Annotated in this window: 20 protein-coding genes; 8 read left to right on the top strand and 12 right to left on the bottom strand. The window is 48.9% G+C overall.

The features are described 5' to 3' along the window. Positions 1-12 precede the first annotated feature (12 nt). From GM173_RS05145 to GM173_RS05125, 5 genes are read right to left on the bottom strand one after another with little or no spacing between them, the layout of a single operon-like run. On the bottom strand, positions 13-1875 hold the full coding sequence (locus GM173_RS05145) for a proton-conducting transporter transmembrane domain-containing protein (protein ID WP_203570231.1): 1863 nt from the start codon (positions 1873-1875) through the stop codon (positions 13-15). After that, positions 1875-2363, bottom strand: a complete 489-nt coding sequence (locus tag GM173_RS05140) for a hydrogenase maturation protease (protein ID WP_203570230.1) — start codon at positions 2361-2363, stop codon at positions 1875-1877. The genes GM173_RS05145 and GM173_RS05140 overlap by 1 nt, the downstream gene beginning before the upstream one ends. Further along, entirely contained in the window at positions 2360-3238 is an 879-nt protein-coding gene (locus GM173_RS05135; RefSeq protein WP_203570229.1) for an FAD/NAD(P)-binding protein, read from the bottom strand. The genes GM173_RS05140 and GM173_RS05135 overlap by 4 nt, the downstream gene beginning before the upstream one ends. Further along, positions 3238-4308 carry a 4Fe-4S dicluster domain-containing protein gene (locus GM173_RS05130; protein WP_239078256.1) on the bottom strand — a complete coding sequence of 357 codons (1071 nt, stop codon included), beginning with the start codon at positions 4306-4308 and terminating at the stop codon, positions 3238-3240. The genes GM173_RS05135 and GM173_RS05130 overlap by 1 nt, the downstream gene beginning before the upstream one ends. Positions 4309-4328: 20 nt before the next feature. Beyond that, positions 4329-6239, bottom strand: coding sequence for a molybdopterin oxidoreductase family protein (locus tag GM173_RS05125; protein WP_203570228.1), 1911 nt, complete (start codon positions 6237-6239; stop codon positions 4329-4331). A 545-nt stretch (positions 6240-6784) separates the two neighbouring features. On the opposite strand from GM173_RS05125, the gene hypA reads away from it, so the two are divergent. The 7 genes from hypA (at position 6785) to hypE (ending at position 14073) form a co-directional block, all read left to right on the top strand. Further along, on the top strand, positions 6785-7126 hold the full coding sequence (gene hypA / locus GM173_RS05120) for a hydrogenase maturation nickel metallochaperone HypA (RefSeq protein ID WP_203570227.1): 342 nt from the start codon (positions 6785-6787) through the stop codon (positions 7124-7126). Positions 7127-7491: 365 nt separating this feature from the next. Continuing rightward, entirely contained in the window at positions 7492-8340 is an 849-nt protein-coding gene (gene hypB, locus GM173_RS05115; RefSeq protein WP_203570226.1) for a hydrogenase nickel incorporation protein HypB, read from the top strand. Between the two features lie 6 nt (positions 8341-8346). Next, on the top strand, positions 8347-10674 hold the full coding sequence (hypF, locus tag GM173_RS05110; protein WP_203570225.1) for a carbamoyltransferase HypF: 2328 nt from the start codon (positions 8347-8349) through the stop codon (positions 10672-10674). 157 nt (positions 10675-10831) lie between these two features. After that, positions 10832-11071 (top strand): HypC/HybG/HupF family hydrogenase formation chaperone, encoded by a 240-nt coding sequence (locus tag GM173_RS05105; RefSeq protein ID WP_203570224.1) that lies wholly within the window; start codon positions 10832-10834, stop codon positions 11069-11071. Positions 11072-11080: 9 nt separating this feature from the next. Beyond that, on the top strand, positions 11081-12211 hold the full coding sequence (gene hypD, locus GM173_RS05100; protein WP_203570223.1) for a hydrogenase formation protein HypD: 1131 nt from the start codon (positions 11081-11083) through the stop codon (positions 12209-12211). 97 nt (positions 12212-12308) lie between these two features. Further along, positions 12309-13010 carry a hypothetical protein gene (locus GM173_RS05095; RefSeq protein WP_203570222.1) on the top strand — a complete coding sequence of 234 codons (702 nt, stop codon included), beginning with the start codon at positions 12309-12311 and terminating at the stop codon, positions 13008-13010. A 19-nt stretch (positions 13011-13029) separates the two neighbouring features. Next, positions 13030-14073 (top strand): hydrogenase expression/formation protein HypE, encoded by a 1044-nt coding sequence (hypE, locus tag GM173_RS05090; RefSeq protein WP_203570221.1) that lies wholly within the window; start codon positions 13030-13032, stop codon positions 14071-14073. A 109-nt stretch (positions 14074-14182) separates the two neighbouring features. Here hypE and GM173_RS05085 read toward each other — a convergent pair whose 3' ends face one another. The 4 genes from GM173_RS05085 to GM173_RS05070 all read right to left on the bottom strand — a co-directional run bounded on the left by GM173_RS05085 (position 14183) and on the right by GM173_RS05070 (position 19995). After that, positions 14183-16408 (bottom strand): two-component system response regulator, encoded by a 2226-nt coding sequence (locus GM173_RS05085; protein WP_203570220.1) that lies wholly within the window; start codon positions 16406-16408, stop codon positions 14183-14185. Between the two features lie 117 nt (positions 16409-16525). Next, positions 16526-16996, bottom strand: coding sequence for a regulatory protein RecX (locus GM173_RS05080; RefSeq protein WP_203570219.1), 471 nt, complete (start codon positions 16994-16996; stop codon positions 16526-16528). A gap of 44 nt (positions 16997-17040) precedes the next feature. After that, positions 17041-18084, bottom strand: a complete 1044-nt coding sequence (recA, locus tag GM173_RS05075) for a recombinase RecA (protein WP_203570218.1) — start codon at positions 18082-18084, stop codon at positions 17041-17043. 66 nt (positions 18085-18150) lie between these two features. After that, a complete protein-coding gene (locus GM173_RS05070; protein WP_203570217.1) occupies positions 18151-19995 on the bottom strand; it encodes a sensor histidine kinase in 1845 nt (614 codons plus the stop codon). A 201-nt stretch (positions 19996-20196) separates the two neighbouring features. On the opposite strand from GM173_RS05070, the gene GM173_RS05065 reads away from it, so the two are divergent. Beyond that, the gene (locus GM173_RS05065) at positions 20197-21456 is read left to right on the top strand and encodes a D-amino acid dehydrogenase (protein WP_203570216.1); all 1260 of its coding nucleotides are present in this window, start codon (positions 20197-20199) and stop codon (positions 21454-21456) included. A 108-nt stretch (positions 21457-21564) separates the two neighbouring features. Here GM173_RS05065 and GM173_RS05060 read toward each other — a convergent pair whose 3' ends face one another. From GM173_RS05060 to greB, 3 genes are all read right to left on the bottom strand, one after another. Continuing rightward, on the bottom strand, positions 21565-22386 hold the full coding sequence (locus GM173_RS05060) for a thymidylate synthase (RefSeq protein ID WP_203570215.1): 822 nt from the start codon (positions 22384-22386) through the stop codon (positions 21565-21567). A gap of 63 nt (positions 22387-22449) precedes the next feature. Further along, positions 22450-24534: an ATP-binding response regulator gene (locus GM173_RS05055; protein WP_203570214.1), complete on the bottom strand. Its 2085-nt coding sequence runs from the start codon at positions 24532-24534 to the stop codon at positions 22450-22452. Between the two features lie 81 nt (positions 24535-24615). Further along, the gene (gene greB / locus GM173_RS05050; RefSeq protein ID WP_203570213.1) at positions 24616-25176 is read right to left on the bottom strand and encodes a transcription elongation factor GreB; all 561 of its coding nucleotides are present in this window, start codon (positions 25174-25176) and stop codon (positions 24616-24618) included. Positions 25177-25220 lie beyond the last annotated feature (44 nt).

The raw sequence follows: 25220 nt of genomic DNA, 5'->3' as shown, positions 1-25220 counted from the left end.
TACTCCGAAAAATCAGACGCCGCGCACATTGCCGCCAGTCCATTTCATGAATTTCTTAAACGCGTCAAAGATATGGCTGCTGCGATAGCGATTCATATTGTTTTGCACTTGATAGCCACACAGCCAAACCGGCGCGGTACGCGTTTCGGCACCGCCTGCTTTGCGCAGCCACACTGCAAACAGCAGAGCCACACCCAACATCGCCATCATGATCAGTGGTAGCGAGAACGCGACTGCGGAACCATGAGTCGAAAAATTAATCCCTGAATAGCTTTGTGATAGGGAAGCGAAAACTTGAGGCGTGCCGAGCGTGTGAGTGAGAACGCCCTCTGACGTCGCCAGAACTCGCGCAAACAGTTGCACAAAGAGCCAAGGAAAGAAACCCTGCGCAAGGCAAATTGCGGCCAGCAGCAATTTTGGAGCCAACATGATTTTGCTGACTTCATGGATATCGTTTTTCTCATTCCATTGCACGCCGACCGAGGTAAAGGTCATGCCGTAGAGCTTCACATAGGTTGCCAGCGTCATTGCGCTGGTAACGAGCGCGATCACGCCGAAGATCACGAAAATACCCGCGGCTTTACCTGATAATAGCGCCGAGCCAACAATCGCCCATTTGCTGGTGAAACCAGAAAATGCTGGTACGCCTGAGACTGCAATCGCCGCAACCCCTGCGATGATGGCGGTGATCGGCATTAGGGCAAACAGACCGCCGAGCTTGTCTAAATCTTTGGTTCCTGTGGTGTATTGCACACTGCCAACGCAGAGAAAGAGCAGACTTTTGAAGATGGCGTGATTCAAAACATGCAAGAAGGCTCCGAGCATCGCCAGCAGCGCTAGAGTGTGCAGCGCATTATTGGCACCCAGATAAAATCGAGCGCAACCGATGGCCAAAATGATGTAACCGATTTGGCCTATCGAGCTATACGCATTCAGGCGCTTGGCGTCGACTTGCTTGAGCGATTGCGACGTACCGATAAACAGCGTGATCACGCCGATGACGGCGACGAGCATGCCCCACGCTTGCACTTCCTGCGCAGGCATTGAATCAGGCATCATCCAAAACAGCGTGCGGATCATGCCAAAGATGCCTGTTTTGAGCATTAAGCCGGAGAGCAGCGCGCTAATCGGTGACGGTGCTACCGAATGCGCATCAGGCAACCAAAGTTGACCCAGCGGAAACATACCGGCTTTCATGCCAAAGCCCAGCAAGGTCAGCGCTAGCACCAGCGTACGTAGACCTGCATCGGCCATACCCAGTTGCTCAGCGATGTGGTGCACAGGCGTACCCCACCCGCAGTCCGGCACGATTAGCCCTGCAGTCAACACGGCCAGCCATGCTAATTGCATCAAAATCAGATATTTATTGGCGCTTTTGACAATAACGGGATCTTTATAATCGAAGCGAATCAAGAAAAACGATGCAATGGTCATCATCTGCCAAGCCACCGTAAATCCTGTACTTAAATCATCCACACTCACCAGCGCGATCATGCCAGCGATGAAAATGGGGTAGCAGAAAAAGAAACTACGCAGGCTGTAATGGCGATAGTGATCCATTTCCATATAGCCGATGCAGTAAAAAGCGGTGATCGTAGCGACTATCGAAATCAGCGCCATAAAGACGGCAGAAAAACCGTCAACCATCAAAGGAATGGCCAATCCGCCTAAATGAAGATCAAACATCGCAGGTGCAGCGCCACTGCCGAGTACTTGTACCGCGACGCTAGTCAATACGATCGCAGCAGCCAGCGTAGCCAGAAAATTCAGCATGCCAGCCCATTGCCGCTTGCTCGCGAGCATCGGGGTGACTACGGCCGAGCACAGCAAAATGAGGATGCCAATTTGCAAGTTTTGGTAGATGTGGTGATCCATTACTGACTCCCTCCTGCGTGCTTGGCGACCAGTGCAATGACGGCCGCGGCGCTATCTTGAATGTTTTGAGTCATTTGTAAGCCAAAGTCGATGTTTTCTGCTGCGATACCGAGTAGGTAGACTGGTTTGCCATGGCGCTCAAGCAACTCGCCCGCCATCGCGAGAGCCAATTTGTGGGTGGAATAACCGCCACTGGCCTCCATATCAGCGAGCCGCCCTAGTACCAAGGAGCCTGTCTCTTGCCCGCTGCCCTGTACGGCATCGATTAACAACACATGTTTTGCTGCGCTGTCGGCAATGCGGAACACGTGGTTTTCGATGACATCTTCGACATTGATGACCTGGTGTGTGGTGTTGTGTGGCAAAGTGGCGGCGAGCTGATCGGCAATAAAACAGCCGACCGCATCATCGCCGCGCAAGGTATTACCAATGCCAACAATGCTGGTGGGCTGCGCCAAAATTTGGGCAAGATCGGAAGCGAAGCTCATATCTGCTCACCCAAGGTTTTAATTTGCCGATAGGTGTAAACCGGGCCATCGGTGCAGACGAGTGTTCTGCCTACGGCGCAGTGCTGGCACTTGCCGATGCCACATTTCATTTGGCGTTCGAGCGTAGAGATAATCGAGTCCTCGCTCATGCCGCGCTTTAAAAATTCGCCGATCACGCTGTTAAACATTACCGGTGGGCCGCAAACAAAGGCCACGCTATTGTCGACGGGCACATTGGCTTTTTCGATCAACTGATTGACGTAACCGACTTCGCCTGACCAGTTATCTTCGGGGCGGTCGATGGTGATGAAGGTTTCAAACCCTGCGTTTTGTTGCCAAATTTTGATGTCTTCTTGGTACATCAAATCTTTTGCGCTTCTTGCGCCGTAGAGCAAAATAATGCGGCCAAAATCTTCGCGGTGTTGCAGAGCGTGAACAATCGAACTGCGCAGCGGAATCAAGCCGATCCCGCCAGCGACGTAGATAATGTTTTTGCCTTTAATGTCTTCAAATGGAAAGCCATTGCCGAATGGACCACGGACGCCAAGTTTGTCGCCCACACGCAGTGCGTGTAGTGCATTGGTGACCTTGCCGACGGCGCGTACTGAGATATGGAAACGGTCGTTTTCGGGGCTTGGCGGTAGCGAAACGGCAAACTCACCCGCGCCAAATACCGTGCACATAATGAATTGGCCCGACTTGATGCGAAATTCACGTTCGACGTCTTTATTGGGGAAGGACAGATAAAAAGTCTTCACCTCCGGAATTTCATCGCGGATTTCATCGATATTGACGACTTCAGGGATCGTGACGATGGGGCAGAGACCTGTCGTTTTGCAGTTGCCGTGCTCGTGATTGCCATGGCAGTTAGACATCAGATTTCCCCTCCGGTGATTTCGCGGCGGATGTATTGCACGACATTGGGCAAACCAATATCTCCCGGGCAGACCCATTGGCAGCGACCGCAGCCAACACAGCCGGGGCGTAGGTATTTTTTCGATTGTGAGTAAGATAATTTGCAGAAAAAACGCTTATTGCGGCGATCTTCTACGGGTTGGCGCGGATTATGGTCGCCGGCCATTCGGGCGTAGCCTTCAAACGAACAGGAGTCACGCATCCTTAGCCGCTCGCACTCGCCACAGGCTGTTTGCGTGTCTTCGATATTGAAGCAGCTACAGGTCGGGCAAACGAATGAACATGCGCCGCATTCCAAACATTGGTCACCAATGTATTCCCAGGTTTCCTGTTTCACAAAACCGGTCGTGATACGGTTCATCACACGTGAAACCCACGCTTTATTGTCGGTTGCCATTTCTGGAAATAGATCGATGCAGCGCTCAACGACTGCTTTTTGTTCGACGAGGTGTTGCGCGTTGGCGGCTTTCCAGTGGTGTGCATCAGCTAGCGCTTGGCCTTTTTCACTGCCCACTTTCAGTAGGTAGCCTTCTTGCAGCTTGGTTAAATCCAAGTCGTAACCTTCCTCGGCATCAGGCCCAGAGTGCGTACAGACGCAAAAACATTGGGGGAAGGGGTGAAGGCAAGTATTGCTAATGAGTAGACATTGCCGACGATGCGTCAGATACACATCATCGACAAATTCTTGCCCTAGAAAGAAACGATCTAGCGCTTGAATTCCGGCTAAATCACACGGTCTGAGCCCAAATAATACTTTGGGTTTTTCAAAATACTGCTTTGCCATGTCGACGCTTTGCGTTTGTGCGTCGTATTTGTATTTCAGGATGCGTTCCATTTGTGGGAACAGAATTTCTTTCACCGGCATGGACGGAATCGGCGCTTCCAGATTCAGAGCCGCGATGTCACCGAGCTGATCGAAAAAGACTTGCTGGCTGTGTGGCTCAACTTGCGGGCCATAGACATCGTAGGTGGCCTGTAGCTCGGTAGCGAGCTGCCTGATTTCCTGCGCTGATAAAATATACATAGACATCTTGGATTCCTCGCCGCGCTTTATTCTTGAATCTGGATCGGGATCACGCTTTCTTCGCCGGCTGCGTAGGCGTTTTCATACGGCAGCAGGAAGTCGGAAATCATGTTCTTGATGAAATAAGGAATGTAGGCGGTGCCGTTTTGCACATCGGGCGAAATCTTGACCGCAATTTTCATCTGTGTACCGATGCTGGAACGCACATTCACGATCCATTTGTCTTTGACTTTGAGTTGGCTGGCGTCTTCGGGAGAAATTTCGATATAGCCTTGCGGGTAAAGCCACAGCGTCTGGTCGTATTCGCGGCGCGGTACGATGGTTTTGCGCATTAGATTATTTTGATGCCAGTAGTGCTGCGCCTTGCCGATCATCAGCGCAAAGGGGAATTCGGCGGTGGTAGGCGATTCCCAGTATTCGACATTGATCGCGTTAAACTTGCGTTTGCGCGAATTGGGAAACGCTTTCGGATTCCAGTGTTGACCAAAGCCTTTGCTTAATCCCGCATGGCTCAATTCAGCGTAGCCTTTGGTATGTGCTGCTAGGTCATTAAATACATTGGCTGTATCGCTATACCCAAATTCAATTCCTGAGGCTGCGGCAATTTGTTGGAATAGCGCCCAGCCCGGCAACACGCCATGTGGGTTGTTCACATTCTGGTGCGTGATTTGTACGCGGCGGTCTGATGCGGTGTAGGTGCCGTCGGTTTCGTTGTAAGCGGGCAGCGGGAAAATCACATCGGCCAAATCCATAAATGCGCTTTTGTAGGCACAGGCATAAGCCACGAAATCCAGATTGGCGATGCGCTCTTTATCGCGGATGATGCCGTCGTCGTGATCGATGACAAATAGCACCTTGATTGGCGAATCGGGCGTGGCCAGCGCTTTAAACACGCTATTACCGAGTTCGCCCGACATACCCATATCAAAGCTGCCTTGTAAATTGCTAATCCCTGCGACCGGAATCACCGCTGAGTGTTCGTGATCCATGCGGTCGGTCAATAGCGCTAGATTGGTAATCGCGTCGATGGTTGGGCGATCCAAACCCGAAATCCCACTGGAAAATAAAATCACAATCGATTTGGCGTGCTCGAGATGTTTGGCTTCTTCTTCGATGTCTTCATAGCGAATGCCGCTGGCGCGTTCGAGCGCCACTGACGAGATACTGCGTAGCGAGGCCACATATTCGGCGTAGCCCGGTAATTGGTCGATATTGGCTTTGCGATCATGGTTGATGGTGCGAATCGCTAGCAATGCTTTGGCCAGCGCATTGACCAGCAAGCCTTTGGTGCCCGGTTTTTGTTGGTAGTGTTTCGTTGATAGTTTGGCGATTTGAGTTCGTGAGCTGCACAAGGTCACTACCCGAGCGCCACGGCGCTGTGCCGCATGGATATTGCCACCGATCACGGGATTTTGCCGTGTGATATCAGTGCCGACGACCAAAATATAATCGGCTTTGTCGATACTCGTTAGGCTGCCATGTGCGCCTGGATAGCCAAAAGCGTGTTCCAGCGAAGCCATACTCTTACGATGCCCAGCTTCAGCACCAATACCGCGTAAGTCGGTTTTGAATACTTCACGGCACAGTCGATTCAGTGCATAGCCATCTTCATTAGAGGAGCGCGCTGAGGCCAGCACGCCAATCTCGCCTGCAGTGCCGTCAAATTGCTGCATGCGCTCGGTGACGAGGGCAATCGCTTCGGCATAGCTTGCTGGGCGCAATTGGCCGTTTTCACGGATCATCGGCTCGGTGATGCGCTCATTGGTACTGAGCAATTCATTCGAGTGCCAGCCGCGAATACAGAGCTTGCCCTTGCTGACTGGATGCGCAATCAGCGGAGCTACGCCATAGACCTTCTGACCATCCGTCTTTAGGAATTGCCCACAACCTGTGCCGCACAGATTGCAGACACAAGGTTTATAGTTAGCGAGATTCATAAGTCAACGAGCCTTTACGTAGAAAGATTGTCGTTATTTCTCTTGTAGGAAAAGCCAAGTGCAGTCGCCGCGTTGCGGTGCGTATGGCTGCTGTCAAGTCGATCAAATATCGTTTGATTACAAGTACTTTTGCTTTTCCACTGATACCTTATTCAACTGGGCGAGGGGTGTGATCGGTACCAGCTGTAGTGAAAAAGTTTAGTGCTACATTTTTTTCAGAGCTTGTGCGAAGTCAAATAAAGTGCGGTTCGACTTTTAAAAAACTCACAACTTGCGCTTTATTACAATTGGACTTATTACCACTGAGCCTACCTCGTTGGTGGTAATCCCAAATAGGCTGTGCTGTGCAGGCCGATTTGCGGGTTAAGGGATTGGTGGTGCAAGTGTCTGTCGCAATTAAGCAACTCTTTCCGTAATTAGAGTGCATGCTGTAGCGAGATCGGCCTGCGGGTGATGCTGATGGCCAATCAATGATTTGGCGCAACGATTTCTCAGTAAGGACTTGCTAGGCTGTTGAAATCGCGCGTTGAGTCAAAGGCAAATCCATGCATGAATTGAGTCTGGCTGAAAACGTCATTCGTATTGTTGAATCCGCCGCGAAACAGTCGCGCGCTCAGCGGGTTACGCGGGTGCGGTTGGCGATTGGTGTCTTGGCGCATGTTGATGCCGATACCTTGCAATTTTGTTGTGGACTGGCTGCACGGCAAACGATGCTGGAGGGAGCAGAATTTAGCGTCGAACGCACACAGGGGCAGGCGCATTGCAATGGTTGCGAACAAAACGTTGTGTTGGAACGTGTGGGTATCCCGTGTCCGCGGTGTGGTAGTTTTGATTTACAGGTGATTGCGGGTGAAGAAATGCAGGTGTTAGATATTTCTATTTCTTAGTCTGGTTTTGTTTAGTTTATGTGTTGAGGGTTTTAAGTGCCTTCGGCACGATGTTTTACAGTCGCAGTCCGCGACGGGGACACCCTTTTCTTTGCGTCGCCAAAGAAAAGGGTGGAAAAGAAAGGCGACCCGGGCGCGCATCGGTCCCCGATGCCCTCGATCGATCGTGAGCCAAACGATAAAACTGTTTGTCTCTCTCCTCACTCGGTGCGCTTAAACGGGATTTGAAGCTCCAGCCCGACGAGCGCGATTTATTATCAACACGGATTAGAAGTATTGCCATTTTGTTGTTGGTATGTGGTTGTAGAAATTAATTAATAAAGCTTATATCTATATACCTACTGTATTTGTATGAGGGCTTGAATATGTGTACCACTTGCGGTTGTGGACATGGCGAAACGACGATCAATGGCATTGCTCCGGTGCGGCGTAAGCGCGCAGCTGGTGCAGCTGTGTTTGGTTACCGCGTGCCAACTCATGCTGAGCACGCTGAACCGACTGTTGGCCCGCTGGGTGCCGCGCATGCTCCAGAGGTCGATCCCGAGCGCACCATCCGGCTTGAGCACGATATTTTAGCGAGCAATGACGCGCTGGCTGAACAAAATCGTCAGCGTTTTGCAGCGCAAGGCATCTTCGCGCTCAATCTGGTTTCCAGCCCCGGCTCGGGCAAAACGACTTTGCTGGTTGAAACGATTAAGCAATGGCAAGGGCACACTGCGGTTGCGGTGATCGAGGGCGATCAGCAGACCGCCAACGACGCCGATCGCATCCGCGCGACGGGCGCACCAGCGGTGCAGATCAATACCGGTAAAGGTTGCCACCTCGATGCGCATATGGTGGCGGGCGCGATTGATACTTTGGCAGATGAACAAGCGCTGATGGATAACAGCCTGCTACTGATCGAAAACGTCGGCAATTTGGTTTGCCCTGCGGCATTTGATTTGGGCGAAGCGCATAAAGTGGCCATTTTGTCGGTGACTGAAGGCGAAGACAAACCGCTGAAATACCCCGATATGTTCCGTGCGGCCGATTTAATGATTTTGAGCAAAACCGATTTGCTGCCCTATCTGGATTTTAACGTCGATGCGGCAATCAGCATGGCACGACAAGTGCGGCCAAATCTCGAAGTAATTTGCCTCTCGACCAAAACGGGCGAGGGCATGGATCAATGGCTAGCGTGGCTGAAAGCCGGTTGCCGCCAAGCTCAGCAATAATTGATCATGCGCCAGCAAATCAGAATACGCGGTATAGTGCAGGGGGTGGGGTTTCGCCCCTTTGTGTATCGCTTGGCGCTTGAGCTGGGCGTAACCGGCTGGGTGCGTAATGACGGGCAAGGCGTTACGATAGCAATCGACGCTGCGCCTGATTTGCAAGCTGAGTTTGCGCGCCGTTTGCGCTTTGATGCGCCGCCGCTGGCTGCAATCGACGATCTTCAGATTACGCCGCTTGCACTCAACGAGCCATTCCCCGATTTTCGTATTCTGGATAGCGGCCTTGATGGTGAAGCTAACACCGCCGCGACCATCGGTGCAGATAGCACAATTTGCCCCGCCTGCCTTGCCGAGCTGTTTGACCCCTGCAATCGCCGTTATCGCTACGCGTTTATCAATTGCACCGACTGCGGCCCGCGCTATACGCTGGTGTCGCGCCTGCCGTACGACAGAGCCAATACCAGCATGGCGGGCTTTGCCCAATGTACGCCATGCCTGAGTGAATATACCAACCCACTACATCTGCGCTTTCACGCTGAACCCAATGCCTGCCCCGATTGCGGGCCACAACTGCAATTGCTTGATGCGCACGGCGAGGTCATTGCAGGTGATGCGATTGAGCAAACCTTGGCCTTGCTGACTGCAGGCAAGATCGTCGCGATTAAAGGCTTAGGCGGTTTTCATCTGGTGTGCGATGCACGTAATCTAAAAGCCATCGCTACGCTGCGCGAGCGTAAAAATCGTGAAGAAAAACCGCTGGCGATGATGGTGGCTAATATCGCTTCGCTGGCGGGCATAGCCAATGTGACTCAGGCCGAGCAAGCGTGGCTAGAAAGCGGGGCTAGGCCGATTGTGTTGCTGGAAAAAGCGGCTGGCGTGGATGAAATACTTGAGGGTATAGCGCCGCAGTTCAATTCAATTGGCGTGTTACTACCCTATACACCAATCCAGTATCTACTCTTTCACGAAGCCGCAGGCCGCCCGGCGGGTGTGGCGTGGTTGCAGCAGCCTCAACCGCTCGCGCTGGTAATGACCAGTGCCAATCCGCATGGCGAGCCCTTGGTGATTGCCAATGATGAAGCAATCACTCATCTGAGCGGTATTGCCGATGCCTTTTTGATTCATAACCGCGATATTGTGATTCGTTGCGATGACAGCGTTTTGCGCGTTGATGCACACGGTGCGCCGCAGTTTATCCGCCGTGCCCGTGGCTATACGCCACGCGCAATTTCTCTAGCGAGTCCGTTTGCGAACACTGCTGAACCCGTGCTGGCGCTGGGCGGATTTTTCAAAAATACGCTGTGCGTGACGCGAGGCGAGCAAGCGTATTTATCGCAATACATCGGCGATATGGATCGTGTCGCCAATTGTTTGGCACTGGAAGCCGCGAGTGATCATCTACTGCATTTACTGCAAGTGCAGCCGCGCCGCATCGCACATGATCAACACCCCGATTTTTTCAGCACCCAGCTCGCGCAATGCTTGGCCGCAAAATGGGAAACCCCGTGTATTGCCGTTCAGCATCATCACGCACATATCGCGGCGGTGCTGGCAGAATATCATTTGAATGAACCCGTGCTTGGCCTTGCGCTCGATGGGGTTGGCCTTGGCGAAGATGGCACGGCGTGGGGTGGTGAATTATTATTGGTCGATGGCGCTGATTTTCAACGCCTCGGCCATTTGCGCCCGATAGCAATGCCCGGTGGCGATAAAGCAGCGCGCGAGCCGTGGCGAATGGCCGCAGCGGCGCTGGCGATGCTGGGGCGGGGCGACGAGATTGCGACGCGCTTTGCTGCGCAGACGGGAGCAGAATTGATCGCGCAACTGCTGGCGCGCAAACCAGCTGTCACAACAAGTATGGGGCGCTATTTTGACGCCGCCGCAGGTTTGCTGGGCATCACGCCGGTAATGAGTTTTGAGGCGCAAGCGGCGATGCAGCTGGAAGGGTTGGCGACCCAATACGGTGACTGTCCGACAGAAGATGGATTATTTGAGCTGGCCGACATCACAACGCCAACGGATACCTACTCACAATTAGATGTGTCAGCGTTGCTGGCGCGGCTGGCCGATTGTCGCGATGTCGTCTACGGTGCGGCAATCTTTCATGCTGTGCTAATTGAAGCACTGGCCGATTGGGTGACGCTCGCTGCCGAGCGAACCGGCATCCGAGTGGTCGCGGGTGGTGGTGGCTGCTTTCTCAATGTAGTGTTAATGCGCGGCCTGCAAGCAGCGCTAGCAAAGCGTGGTTTATGTTTGCATACCAATCAGAGCGTGCCGTGCGGTGATGGAGGCTTGGCATTGGGGCAAGCTTGGGTGGCGCAACGTACAGTGCTGTAAAAACAGTGGCGATACTGACAGCCCCGTGAGGCTGTTCGAGCACTTAGCGTACTGTTGCTTTCGTGTTGGTATTGATGTTTTTTGAATTTGCATCAAACTTTTTGAATGATTGCTGTGCTTCAATCATTTGAGAACGCTATTTCAGCAAGGAATTGCCATGTGTCTAGCTATCCCCGCACGTGTGACCGAATTACTCGACGGCGATCAGGCACGGATCGAGTTGGGCGGCGTGCATAAAGTGGTGTCGATTGCGCTGGTCGAAGAGGTTGCCGTTGGCGATTATCTGATCGTGCATGTCGGCTTTGCCATCGGCAAGCTCGACCCTAACGAAGCGGCGCAAACACTGGCGCTGTTTGCCCAGATGGGCTCGTACGTCGCCCCAGCAACCCTGATTTGAGTGGCCGCGATGAAATATGTAGACGAATTTCGTGATGGTGAGCTAGCGCGTGGTTTGGCCAATGCAATTGCCAAAGCCACCGATCCGGCGCGCACCTATCGTCTGATGGAGTTTTGCGGCGGGCATACGCATGCGATTTCGCGTTATGGCCTGCTCGATTTGCTGCCCGACAATGTGCGAATGATTCACGGCCCCGGTTGCCCCGTGTGCGTGCTGCCGATCGGCCGCATTGATAGCGCGATTGCGCTGGCGACGCAGCATGAGGTGATTTTGTGCACCTACGCCGACACAATGCGCGTACCAGCTAGCGGCGGCTTGTCGCTATTTAAAGCCAAAGCGCAGGGCGCGGATATTCGGATGGTGTATTCGTGCGATGACGCGTTGCGCATTGCGCAAGAAAACCCAAGCCGCGAAGTTGTGTTTTTTGCGATTGGTTTTGAGACGACCACACCGCCAACCGCCGCGATTATCTTGCAAGCGGCGCAGCTCAATCTGACGAACTTCAGCGTGTTCTGCAATCACGTGCTCACGCCGGCGGCGATGGTGCACATTATGGAATCCGAAAAAGACCCCGCAGCCGTGGCCATCGATGGTTTCGTCGGCCCCGCGCACGTCAGCACCGTGATCGGCTCGGCGCCGTACGAAGCGTTTGTTGAGCGCTATCAGCGCCCCGTGGTGATCGCCGGATTTGAGCCTCTCGATGTGATTCAAGCCATCCTGATGCTGGTGCTGCAAATCAACGAGGGCAGGGCGGCGGTTGAAAACGAATTCACCCGCGCCGTGACGCGCGAAGGCAATCGTAAAGCGCAGGCCATGTGCGCGCAGGTGTTTGAAATGCGCGAGAGTTTCGATTGGCGCGGGTTGGGCGAAGTACCGCACAGCGCGCTAAAAATCCGCCCCGAATTTGCCCAATTCGACGCTGAACTGCGCTACCAAATTGCGTATCTGCAAGTGCCCGATCACAAAGCCTGTGAATGCGCTGCGATATTGCGCGGCCATAAACGTCCGGCGGATTGCAAAGTGTTTGGTACAGTTTGCACACCCGATCATCCAATTGGCGCATGTATGGTGTCGTCAGAAGGCGCATGCGCGGCGCATTATACTTATGGGCGTTTTAGGACTCAGGTGGTGACGGTGTAATTCGCTCTGTGTAATCACCGAGCCTCATATTGAAATGCGCTCGAAAATATTAGAACCGCTATTTTATTCATCATGCTGAATGCTCGAGAGGGTTGAGATGCTATTGAAAGAATGGAGTGCGCAACTTCAGCAGTTGCGTGAGTTAATAAAAGACCCCGCACAGCACCTGCAAGCAATTGAGTGTGCACAAGTACTCCATGCGCAGGTTTTTACTAGCGAAATGTCTGGAAATGTAGAATTGACCTTCGAAGATCAACTTTGGAATGGTTTGACTGATTGGGCAGCAAGGCATGGTGTTAATTCAAAAGGCCGAACGGTGGTCTACGGCATATGGCACTGCACTCGTATTGAAGACATCACGATGAATCTTTTACTTGCAGATGCTCCGCAAGTCTTTCATGTTGGATCCTGGGGGCAAAGGATGAATTTTTCCCTTGCTAATACGGGGAATCAGTTGAGTTCTGCAGAGATTCTGCAGATGAGCGATGACATTGATCTGGTGCAGTTGCGTGAATATCGGCAAGCGGTGGGCAGAAATACGCAACAAATTATAAGCAGATTACCGCTTGGAAGTTTGAAACAAAAAATACCAGCAAACAAGATCGAACGATTACGGCAAGAGAAGACTGTATCAACAGATCCAAGTGCAAGTTGGCTGATTGAGTATTGGTCTTCAAAAACAGTTGGTGGTTTGTTGTTGATGCCTGCTACAAGACACCATGTGATCCATCTTAATGAGTCGGTTGCAGCAAAAAAAGAAGGATTACGCCGGGAAAAAGCGTTAGCCAAATCCATTTAGTAATACCACTAGGCCCATTATGAAAACCTACACCCGACCCCTCGATTTCAAGCATGGCCGTGTTGATATGACGCATGGCAGTGGTGGCCGCGCGATGGCGCAGTTGATTGATGAATTATTTGTCAAACACTTCGCTAACGATATGCTGGCCGAGCAGGGCGATGGGGCGTGTTTTGCCTTGCCAGCGGGTGCTGGGCGCATGGTGATGGCGACCGATAGCCATGTGGTGTCGCCGCTGTTTTTTGCGGGGGGCGATATTGGTTGTTTGTCGGTGCACGGCACGATTAATGACGTGGCGATGATGGGTGCCAAGCCCTTGTATCTGAGTGCGAGCTTTATCTTAGAAGAAGGTTTTCCGCTCGCGGATTTGCAGCGCATCGTGATCTCGATGGCCAACGCGGCGCGTGAGGCGGGCGTGGCGATTATTACGGGTGACACCAAGGTGGTCGAAGAAGGTAAGGGCGATGGTGTCTTTATTACGACGACGGGGATTGGTATTGTGCCTGAGGGTATTGCCCTGAGTGCATCAAATATCAAGGTTGGCGATAAGATACTTGTCTCAGGTATGCTCGGTGATCACGGAGTGGCGATTATGTCGCAGCGCGAAAACTTGACTTTCGAGACGACGATTCAATCCGACACCGCAGCGCTGCACGAGCTGGTCGCTGCAATGCTGGATGCCGTACCGAATCTGCATGTCTTACGCGACCCAACGCGTGGCGGGCTGGCGACGGTATTGAATGAATTTGCCAAAGCCAGCGGCCATGGCATGGTAATTCATGAAAAATCTATTCCTGTTCGTGCTGAAGTCGCCGCAGCCTGCGAGCTGCTGGGGCTTGATCCTTTGTACGTTGCTAACGAAGGCAAGTTGGTCGCGTTTTGTGCCGCAGAAGACGCCGAGGCCTTGCTGGCCGCAATGCGCTCCCACCCGCTTGGGTGTAATGCGGCGATGATTGGTGAAGCAATTGCCGACGAGCACGCCTTTGTACAAATGAACACCGCTTTCGGTGGTCGTCGCATGGTTGACTGGCTCAATGGCGAACAATTACCGCGGATATGTTAATTACATGAATCATACGGTTTATTGTCACGACTTGAGTCTAATCATAGGGCTGAATGCTTATTGCTCTCGATGCAATCCATGATTTTTAAATGGATTAGTTAACTACCTGTCATACAGCAACATAGCGCCCGGTTTCTTTGAACCAGAGTGTTAATGAGTTGGCGGGAGCAGGTTTGGCAAACATGAAGCCTTGTGCTTCATCGCAACCTAAAGTGCGCAAAATACTTGCTTGCTGGGGAAATTCGACCCCTTCGGCGATGACACTAATGCCTAATTTATGGCCTAGATTGATTACCATTTCAGCAATACTGCTATCGCTATTATTTAGTGCCATATTTCGAACGAATGCACGGTCAATTTTTAAGCGATCAGCGTTGAGTTTTTGCAAATAAGCCAATGAAGAAAATCCGGTGCCAAAATCATCAATTGCCAGTTTAATGCCTAGTTTTTTGAGTTTTTCAATGGTTTGAATCACCGCATCTGGATTTTTCATTGCAACCGATTCGGTGATTTCAACTTCCAGTAAACCTGTAGGTATGTTGTATTGTTGAATTGCGTTTGCCAATTGATTAATTAAGCCCGGATGATTAAATTGAATCATTGAAACATTGACAGCCATACTGAGGTCATCCAGTCCATCTTTGCGCCAAGCATTTAATTGTTTGCATACAGTTTCTAGAACAAAAGTGCCTAGTTCAATAATTAAGCCAGATTGTTCGGCTAATGGAATAAATTGATCAGGCGGAATGAAACCGCCATCGGGTTGAGGCCAGCGTACTAACGCCTCAACACCAATCACATAGCCCGTCGCTAAATTGATTTGTGGTTGGTAGTACACCGTTAGTTGTTCATTTTTTATTGCTTTTTCAAGATCATGAAGCAAATCAAGTCGTTGCTTCGAAGCCCTGCTCATCGCTGGTGAATACCATAGTAATTCACCACGATTAAATTTTTTCGCTTGGTTGAGCGCAATAGTTACATCTTTTAAGCAACCAATACCAGAAGGGTCGGTGTCCCAAATGTTAGCGGCAGCAACGGTGACGTGGATACGTAATAAATGCGATGCAACAGAAAAAGGCTGAATAAAAATATCTAGAATCGATTGTATTTCTTCTTCTGAAATCGCTCCTGCGATTGCAAATACATCAATTGCGACTCGCGCTAGTAAAAGCGAATCTTTTAAATTGGCTTTGATACGTTGAACAATGCTTTGCAGCAATTGATCGCCAATTAAATGACCAAGCGCATCATTGATTTGTGAAAAATGATCAATATCTACTAATAAGACTGTTTGAGCTTGCTTTTCTGAATATAGTTGACTGAGTTGCGCGACAAATTGAGTTCGGTTTGCGATGTGACAAAGTGGATCTATATATGCTAAGTCTTGCATTTGTTTAAATAATGTCAGATTTTCAAACCCAACCGAAATATTGGTCGAAAAAACTTCGATTAATTGGATTTCTGTATTGCTTAGCGCTCGATTGGTTTCTAGATAAATAGCAGTGTCTTCATCTGCTGGTCGTGGCAAATAAATAATTATGAAGTTATTTTCAAATAGTGATGTTTTTGAGCGGAGTGTGTGTTCAATCGTGTTTGCAATTTCTAGATTTTGAGTTGTCGTTAAGGTTTCGGTTGTGAAATGGGTAAAGTGCCCCGTGCTAGCGAGAATTTGCCATTCGTATTGCGGTTTTTTCCCTTTACGTTTCAAAATCCGATTGCAGATTATGCCTGCTGAAGGTAGTGCTAATAAGCCAGCTAGTTGATTTAAGATTGCATATGCAAATGAATCAATAGATCGTCGCTCAAAAAGAGAAGCTGATGCTTCAATAATCATCTCTAGCCCACGGCGGCTGGTATTGATTGCTCTAATTTGCTGATAAGAACGTATTGCTGTGGTCATCATCGTTAGTAAACGATTTTGAGTTAGTTCTGCTTTGTTTTTGTAGTCATTGATTGCGTAGTCTCTAATGACTTGAAATTCTGGTGCGTAACCGGGATGCCCAGTTCTGAGGATAATCCGTACATCTTGTAGATTAAGCTGATTTCGTACTTGTTTTGCAACTTCTAAGCCTTCTTCATCATTTTCCATAACGACATCGAGCAAAATAACAGCAATATCATGCTCTTGGCTTAGGATTTTGATCGCTTCTTTCCCGCTGTACGCGTGTAAAAACTCAATTTTTCGTTCAACAATAATTGAATTTTTTAAGGCAAATTCTGTCGTGAGATGTACATCAGGCTCATCATCGACGATTAATACACGCCATGTTAAGTCGTTTTCAGCATCATTGTTATTTTCATCAGCAAACAGGATTTGTTCATCATCAACGATCATACGTAAGGTCCCGCTATTTTTTGCTTGGAGATGTCTCAAGATTGAGTGGCATACACTTGATTAAGTTACCTTTCTTCATAGCAGTAAATATAGGCTTTTACTAGACGATCCCGGTGTTTATCCTTCGTCGGTTATCGGCTGAATCTCACCGACTACTTGGTAGACTATGTCTAAACTAAAGCCTTTATTGGCTAAATATCGCAATTGCTTACTTCGTTCGGCGATGTTTTTGGGAGGAGATGGAAATTTTTTGCCTAGCACAGTTTGAGCTTTACTCGCTTCATCTTCACTGATTGCTGATAGCACTTGGTTAATGATCTCACTAGCAACTCCTTTCTCTAGCAGTTCATACTTTAGGCGTTGTGGGCCATAACGTTGACTTCTAAAATACACCCATTGTTCAGCAAAACGCTCATCAGACACCCAGCCCAGTTGTTTGAATTCATCCAATACACTTTTGATTTCTTCGATTGGCGTGTCGGGAAATGCGATTGCTATTTTTGTTTGCAACTCATGTATGGCATGGTCGCGACGGCTGAGTAATTGCAGTGCTTTGTTGCGAATAGATATCATTGTTTTAACATTCAAAAAAAATGGCCACGTCGTGGCCATTGTGGTGTTTGAAAATGAGTTTATTCAGCTAAACCGTCGCTACCTTGTTCCATTTCAATTGGCAAAGTAGCACCAGTCATTTTTTCACGTACTTTACGTGCAATTTCTTCTGCAACTTCTGGATTGTCTTTTAAATATTGACGAGAGTTTTCAAGACCTTGACCTATTTTATTGCCGTTGTAGCTATACCAAGCACCGGCTTTTTCGACGATTTTATGCGTTACACCTTGTTCGATAATCTCGCCTTCACGAGAAATACCTTCACCATACATAATGTCAAATGTAATCACTCGGAAAGGGGGCGCAACTTTGTTTTTGGCTACCTTCACTTTGGTTTGGTTACCAATGACCTCTTCCCCTTTTTTAACAGCGCCGATACGACGAATATCAAGACGTACTGAGGCATAAAATTTGAGGGCGTTGCCGCCTGTAGTGGTTTCAGGGCTTTGGCCTGGCATCATATTGCCGATTTTCATACGCAATTGGTTAATAAAAATAACCAGTGTATTCGTGCGCTTGATATTGGCGGTCAATTTACGAAGCGCCTGACTCATTAATCGTGCTTGCAAGCCCACATGTACATCGCCCATTTCACCCTCGATTTCTGCTTTAGGGGTCAATGCAGCTACAGAGTCGACAACAATAATATCAACGCCGCCTGAGCGAACTAGCATGTCGCAGATCTCTAGCCCTTGTTCGCCAGTATCAGGCTGTGAAATTAGCATGTCAGATACATTAACCCCCAATTTTTGGGCATAAATTGGGTCTAATGCATTTTCTGCATCGATATAAGCGGCGACGCCTCCCAGTTTTTGAATTTCGGCGACTACGTGCAAGCAGAGTGTTGTTTTACCGGACGATTCAGGTCCAAAAATTTCAACGATACGACCGCGAGGTAATCCGCCAACGCCAAGTGCTAAATCTAGGCCTAGTGAACCTGTTGAAACCACTTGAAGGTCGTTTTCAATTTGGTTGTCGCCCATTTTCATGATGGCACCTTTACCAAATTGGCGTTCGATTTGCGCTAATGCGGCGGCGAGTGCTTTGCTTTTATTGTCGTCCATGAAATTTTATTCCAGTGTGTAAAGGGATGAAATCAATTATAGAACATTCGTTCTTTTTTGCAAGCGTCAATTAGTGAGTAATGCATTTGGCAGGGTGAAGTAAAAGGTGGCATTTTCACCTGGTGTTGATTTTGCCCAAACATGGCCACTGTGTCGGCTAATGATCCGCTGGGCTACAGTTAAGCCAATCCCGCTGCCGCTGTGTTGCTCAATCGCATGTAGGCGTAGAAATGGCGTAAAAAGCCGTTTTGCTTGCTCAGGTGCAAATCCAATACCGTGGTCGGAGACAAAAAAGACTTGTTGGCCATTAATTTTTGTATCGCCAAATTCAATGTAGGTAGCTTGGTCTGGCTTGGCGAATTTCCATGCGTTTTCAAGTAGGTTGTAAAGGGCAATTCGGATTAAATGGGCGTCGGCGTTGGCGTAAACGGACTCTTTGATGTTCAGTTCTAAATGACGTTCAGGTTGAAGTAGTGTGATTTCTTCTATGATGTCGTGCACCATCGCGCTCAGATTGATGTTTTCCCTGCGTAGTTCACTCCGAGATAAATCATGCAGCATCAAAAGATCTTCGATCCGATTTGCCATTGCTAAAACGCTGCTGCGAATCCGTAGTAGATAATTACGTGCATTACCATCTAATTTTTCACGGTAATCGTCTAATAGAACTTGGCTAAACCCTTCAATCGTCTTGAGTGGTGAGCGAAGGTCTTGTGTGATTGATCCTGTGAGTATTTCGAGCTCATGATTGCTTGCAACCAGTGCACGTGATCGACTTTCTACGACGTCTTCAAGATGGTGACGATATTGTTCGAGTTGCAGTTCATTTTGTTTGCGAGCACTGATATCAAATAAAAAGCCTTGTAAGTGCGCTCGATTGTTTTCGTCTTTACCCACGGTGGCCAAAAAATGAACCCAAACTTCTTTGCCATTAGCTGATAATAAGCGACATTCAAATTCATGAGCTTGCCCAACAGCAATTTGCTCAGCAAACAATGGATAGGCTAAATGTCTATCGTCTGGGTGTAGATAATTACTTAAAAAAGCTTCGCTGTACCAAACTGAAATAGGAAATCCCAGTAAATGCTCCGCTTGTGGCCCCACATAGGTAAAGCGCCATTCTTCTGGGCGGGCGTCCCATGGAATAAGGCGCGTTGATTCTACTAAGCGCCGGAAGCGGTCTTGACTGACGCGTAGTGCCGACTCAATTTGCTGGCGGCTGATTAAGTCAGCTTCTAGTTGCACATTTTTTTGTTCTAGAGTGCTGACCAAGTGATGAAGCGCTTGTCGGGTTGATTCTAATGAATGGCCCAATTGACCGAGTTCATCATTTCTTTGCCAAATAAAAGCTTGGTTAAGTTGGCGTTTGGCCAAAAGTTGTGATTGTTCGGTGAGTTTTTCCAGTGGGCGTAGTACCCGCGAATTGAGCAAAAATATAATCAGGCCTAGGCTAAAGATGACCTGGATTACTACCGCAAATAGATAAATTCGTAGTTTTTTTGTGATGTTTTGTATGCTAAGGCCATCGGCAAAATTAACTGTAACAATCCCTATCGTATTGCCTTGTTTGATCACAGGGCGTGAAAGCGCCGCAACATTCCCTAATGCACGTTCAGGGTGCTGAATTGCTAAAAATACGCCGAGATTATTGTCATTAATCGTGATGCCCACAATTCGATCGTCGCTCATTAAAGATTCAAGCAGCGGCCGGCCTGATTCAGGAGACAGATTCCACAGCGGCTCTTGCATGCCGAGTGCGAGTACATCACTAAGACGTTGGTGGTCACGGCTAATTTGATTTTTTGTAGTTTGTAATTCGTATTGCAGGCTGATGTAGCCCAAAATCGTGGCTGGGAGGCAAAGTCCAATTAAAATGGCCAAAATAACGGCAGAGCGAAGAGATAGTTTCATTAATGCTTTTCTATATTTGAGCTTTCATCAGCGTACAGTTTAAAACATAGTGCGCTGATTACACACCGCTGTTTATTGCTTTGTTTTTTCATCCAACACATTGAGTTTGATCTGTCGCATTAAAAATCGACAATCCGAAGTCGATACGCGTATTTGCAAGGCATAATGTCAGCATAATAATGGCCTTGGGAGGGCAGTTAAATGCGGATTATTATTCTTGGCGCGGGGGTGATTGGGGTGACTAGCGCGTGGTTTTTAGCGCAAGAAGGCCATTCTGTGACCGTGATTGAACGGGCCCAAGAGCCAGCGCGTGAAACGAGCTACGCCAATGGGGGGCAAGTGTCTGTTTGTCATGCCGAGCCTTGGGCAAATCCTAAAGCACCGTGGAAGACCTTGCAATGGTTGGGTGAGGAAGATGCGCCTTTGCTGTTTCGTTTGAAAATGGATTGGAACCAATGGCGCTGGGGCTTGCGCTTTTTGCAGCAATGCACGAAAGACAAGGCAAAAGCTAATTTGCAAAATTTGGTGCGTTTGGGGTTGTATAGTCGCGATACTTTACAGGATTTGCGGGCTAAGACTGGGGTGGTTTATCAGCAGCGCACCGAGGGGATTTTACACTATTACACCGATCCTGCTGAGTTTGCTGCGGCCATTCCTGCTGCAGCCTTGATGCGCGATGTCGGTTTAGACCGGCAGGTGAAAAGTGCGAGCGAGTGTTTGGCGATCGAACCGGCTTTAGCGAAGTCACGCTATCCGATTGTCGGTGGGACTTATACGCCGAGTGATGAGTCTGGCGACGCGCGTGAATTTACCAATCAACTGGCTGAGCGATGTGTGGCTTTAGGGGTTGAGTTTCGCTACGATTGTCAAATCGAGGCTTTGGAAAAAGTTGGGGATGACGTAAAAGTCGTTCGAGTATCTAGTGCTGCAGAAGGCGTGGAGCGCCTTGCTGCGGATGCCATCGTGGTGTGTTTGGGTAGTTATAGTCCACTGCATTTGCAGCCCTTGGGTATAACGCTGGATATTTATCCGGCAAAAGGCTACTCAGCGACAATTCCTGTGATTGATCCGCAGCATGCACCCACAGTGAGTTTGACTGATGATGGTTATAAATTGGTTTTTTCGCGGCTAGGGGATCGCTTGCGCGTGGCAGGAACTGCGGAGTTCAATGGGTATAATTTGGATCTGAACCCGATTCGTTGCAAGGCTTTGATTGATCGAACCAGTCAGATTTTTCCAGAAGGCATGGATTATGCTGCGGCAGAGTTTTGGACTGGTTTACGTCCGGCAACTCCGGGTAATTTACCGTATATTGGTCAAACTCGTTATCCAAGCTTATGGTTGAATACGGGACATGGCACATTAGGTTGGACAGAATGTTGTGGCTCAGCGCAGGCGATTGCTGATTTGATTGCAGGGCGAAAGCCTGCTGTTGATTATCCATTCGTTAAAGGGATTTAAATCGAAGGGTATCTTCTGCTGTTCTTTGATTATGAAGCTCTAGGTAGATATACCTAATAAATAATAAAGCCGGCAAACGCCGGCTTTTTATTACGCGTGCTAATTTGCTTACACTGCGACGGGCGCTTTAATAGCAGGGTGAGGGTCGTAGTTTTCTAAGGTAAAGTCTTCAAACTCGAATGAAAATAAATCCATTTTTTCTGGGTTGAGCTTCAGTGTCGGTAGTGGCCGTAGTTCACGACTGAGTTGCTCTTTGACCTGCGCAAAATGATTGCTATAAATGTGGCAGTCGCCACCTGTCCATACGAAATCACCTGCTCGCAAATTACACACTTGAGCCAACATCAGTACTAGCGTGGCGTACGAGGCAATATTAAATGGCACACCAAGGAATAAGTCGGCGCTGCGTTGATAAAGTTGGCAAGATAGTTTTCCGCGTTGATCAAGTTCACCCGGCTGTGCCGGTGCTACATAAAATTGGAAAAACGCATGGCAGGGCGGCAGTGCCATGTTTTCAATTTCACCTACATTCCACGCCGAAACGATAATCCGGCGTGAATCTGGGTTGTTTTTAAGTGTTTGAATGACTTCGCTGATTTGATCGATGTGGCGACCGTCCTGAGTGGGCCAGCTGCGCCATTGCGAACCATAGACTGGGCCTAGCTCACCGTTAGCATCTGCCCATTCATCCCAAATGGTGACACCGCGCTCTTGCAGCCATTTTACATTGGTTTCGCCACGTAAAAACCACAGCAATTCGTTGATGATTGATTTTAAATGCGTTTTTTTGGTGGTAACTAAAGGGAAGCCTTCGGCCAAATTAAAACGCATTTGATGACCAAAAATCGATACGGTGCCGGTGCCGGTGCGATCTTCTTTGACGACACCATGATCAAGCACGTGTTGTAGTAAATCGTGGTATTGGCGCATGGGAACTCCAGTAATAAACCCTGCTATAAGCAGGGTTTTGTATTGTCTTAATCGACGCTTATTTTACAGTACGACCGAAGCAGCGTCTTTAGCTTCTGCTGGAGGGAGCGAAATAATAAAGGTCGAGCCATGACCAAATTGGCTTTCGCAGCGAATATGGCCATTCATTGCTTCAATTAGCCGCTTGGCAATAGATAAGCCTAATCCTGTGGTGTGCTCTCCACCCGTTGGTCGAGCAGAGAGGCGGCTAAATTTCTTGAATAGCATCGAGGTTTCGTGCGGCGCAATGCCCGGGCCTTGATCTTTAACGCTGATTTCTATATCGCAATCACGTTGCGTGACGGTCAGGGTGATTTCTTTTTCGTGTGGTGAGTATTTGACTGCATTTGAAATCAAATTGTCCAAAACTTGCCATAAGGCTTGTCGATCAGCAATGACGCTCAGCCCTGAGCGGGTAAAAGTGCATGTTTGGTTTTTATTTCTCAGTCGCTCTTCCCATTCTGCGATTGCTAATTCAATTAAATTGTCGATCTGAATGGTTTCTAAATTAAGGCGAATTGATCCCGTTTCTAGCGCATTATGATCAATTAGATTGCTGATAATGTTTTGTATGCGTCCTGCCAGCTGATTAATTCCATTGAGGCGGTCTTGAACTTTCTCGGTTGGCCATTCATTGAGGCGAGCTTTTAATAGTACCGACATGCCTTGAATGCTGGCCACTGGGTTTTTAAGGTCATGCGCAGCAATCGTTAGTAGTTCGTTTTTCTCGTGATTCAGGTATTTAAGTGCTTCGTTCGCAGCTTCCAGTTGCAAGTTGCGCGTAGCAAGTTCCTGCGTTCGGTCACTGACCAAGTCTTCTAAATGATGGCGATGAGTTTGTACTGTATGCGCCATTTCTTCAAAAGTGCGGGCGAGCTCACCGATTTCATCATCGCGATGTGTATCAAGTTCTTTGGTCTTGCGTCCAGCGGCTAGGTCTTTAATGGCGTTTTTGAGGCGGCTGAGCGGACGAATGACGTCAGTCTTGAGTACCCAAGCCAATAGTCCTAATTCAATTGCCAGTGCAATTAAGCCCAAAAACAGCACCATGCTGGCTGCAATTGCGGCTTTGATTTGCAGTAGATTTTTTGGATAAACCGTTACGAACATCCAGTTCGTGCTTTTGATGGGGGCGATGCCGAGCCAATAGTTGCCATCGCTGCTTTCAACGAAACGATCTAGCGGTTGAGCTTTGATCAAGGCGGTATAAAAAGCCTTGAGAGGCGTATCCGATGTCGCAATATTGAATGCGCCTTGCTTGCTTTGAATTTGCTGCATGTAGTTTGGATGGGAAATTAAATTGCCATCACGAGTGACAATAAAATTATAGGTACCAGGGATATTAACGGTATTGGTGCGGGCAATCAGTTGAGATAGCAATACATCTTGGCCAACGCTGCCGATGTATTTGCCGAGGTAGTCAATCGGCGTAACTACTGAAACCATCCATTCGAGCGCTTGCTTGTCGTAATAGATGCCACTCCATTTACTGGTTCGTTGTGGATTGGCGGCAGGGGTGGCGAGCATTTCGGGTTCGAGCGTCTCTGCAAAATCTGCCACTGAGCCATTACGTGCATAGTTGAGTTGTGGCAAGAACATCAGGCTCGCGTCTGAAACATTTAAATCAATGAATGTATCGTAGTAGCGATTTGAGTACGCAGGGCCATATTGCGAGAGCAGATGGTAGCCGAGGACGACTTGGCGTTTGAATTCGGGGGTGAGCTTGGTAGTCGGCAAAATTGCGACGGTGGCGCGATGTTCGAAATCATCGTATTCATACTTGATGCGCCACATGCCATCTTTATCTTGACGTAATAACTGATTGAATTCGGTATCTGCGTCGACGCCTTGCGCTAAGGTGTAACGGCGAATAAATTCATCGCGAATCAGTCGCGTATTATCTTCTGCATTGAGAAAAAGCTCACTTTCAATTTGGCTTCGGGCATCAATATATTTGGCTAGACTAGCCAGAGCTTCTTCTTGTAGCCGTGTGTAACTGTAGTAATAACTAATCGCAGAAACTGCGAGCGCTGCCAGTGTGATGCGCAAAGCCATATTGCGCAGCACTCGCCGATAAAAACTGCCCGTTTTAGATTGAAATAAGCTCATAAGCCCTACAATACAATAGTCTGATAATGCAGGGCAAAGATTCGACAGCCTTGGCTAAGGATTGTTGGGTTTTTTACCCGTTTATTCTGTTGGTGTAATGATTTCGCAATACTGGATTTCGATGACTTCGAGTTCTTGTATTCCAGCGGGAGTACGCAGTAAAACCACGTCGCCTTCACGCGCTTTTAGCAGGGCGCGAGCAACGGGGGAGGTCCAGCTGATGTGATTGAGTGTCGCATTGGTTTCATCAACGCCGACGATGCTAACGGTTTCGCGTTCACCATTGTCTCGTTCAAACGTGACTGTGCCGCTAAAAAAAACTTGATCGGTAATTTCGCGGCTACAAGGGTCAACCACCTCGGCAATTTCGAGTCGTTTAGTTAGAAAATGAATTCGTCGGTCGATTTCACGCAAACGGCGTTTGCCGTATTGATAGTCTGCGTTTTCAGAACGGTCGCCATTGCTGGCCGCCCAATTAATCATTACGGTCAGTTCTGGTCGCTCTTTATTGACGAGTTGGAATAATTCGTTTTTAAGTCGCTGCCAGCCATGTGGTGTGATGTAATTTTTGCTGCCGGAAGGAATGATGAGGTCGGCGGGAATCACTTCATCATCAAAATGAGAGTCAGGTTTGTTATGCATGGTTTTGGTGGGTATTGCTCGCTAGGTATTTTGTATCAAAGTCT

Source organism: Deefgea chitinilytica, from assembly GCF_016881405.1.
GTDB lineage: Bacteria > Pseudomonadota > Gammaproteobacteria > Burkholderiales > Chitinibacteraceae > Deefgea > Deefgea chitinilytica.
Note: the sequence above shows the minus strand (reverse complement) of the source record. Positions and strands in the feature narration are given on the sequence as shown.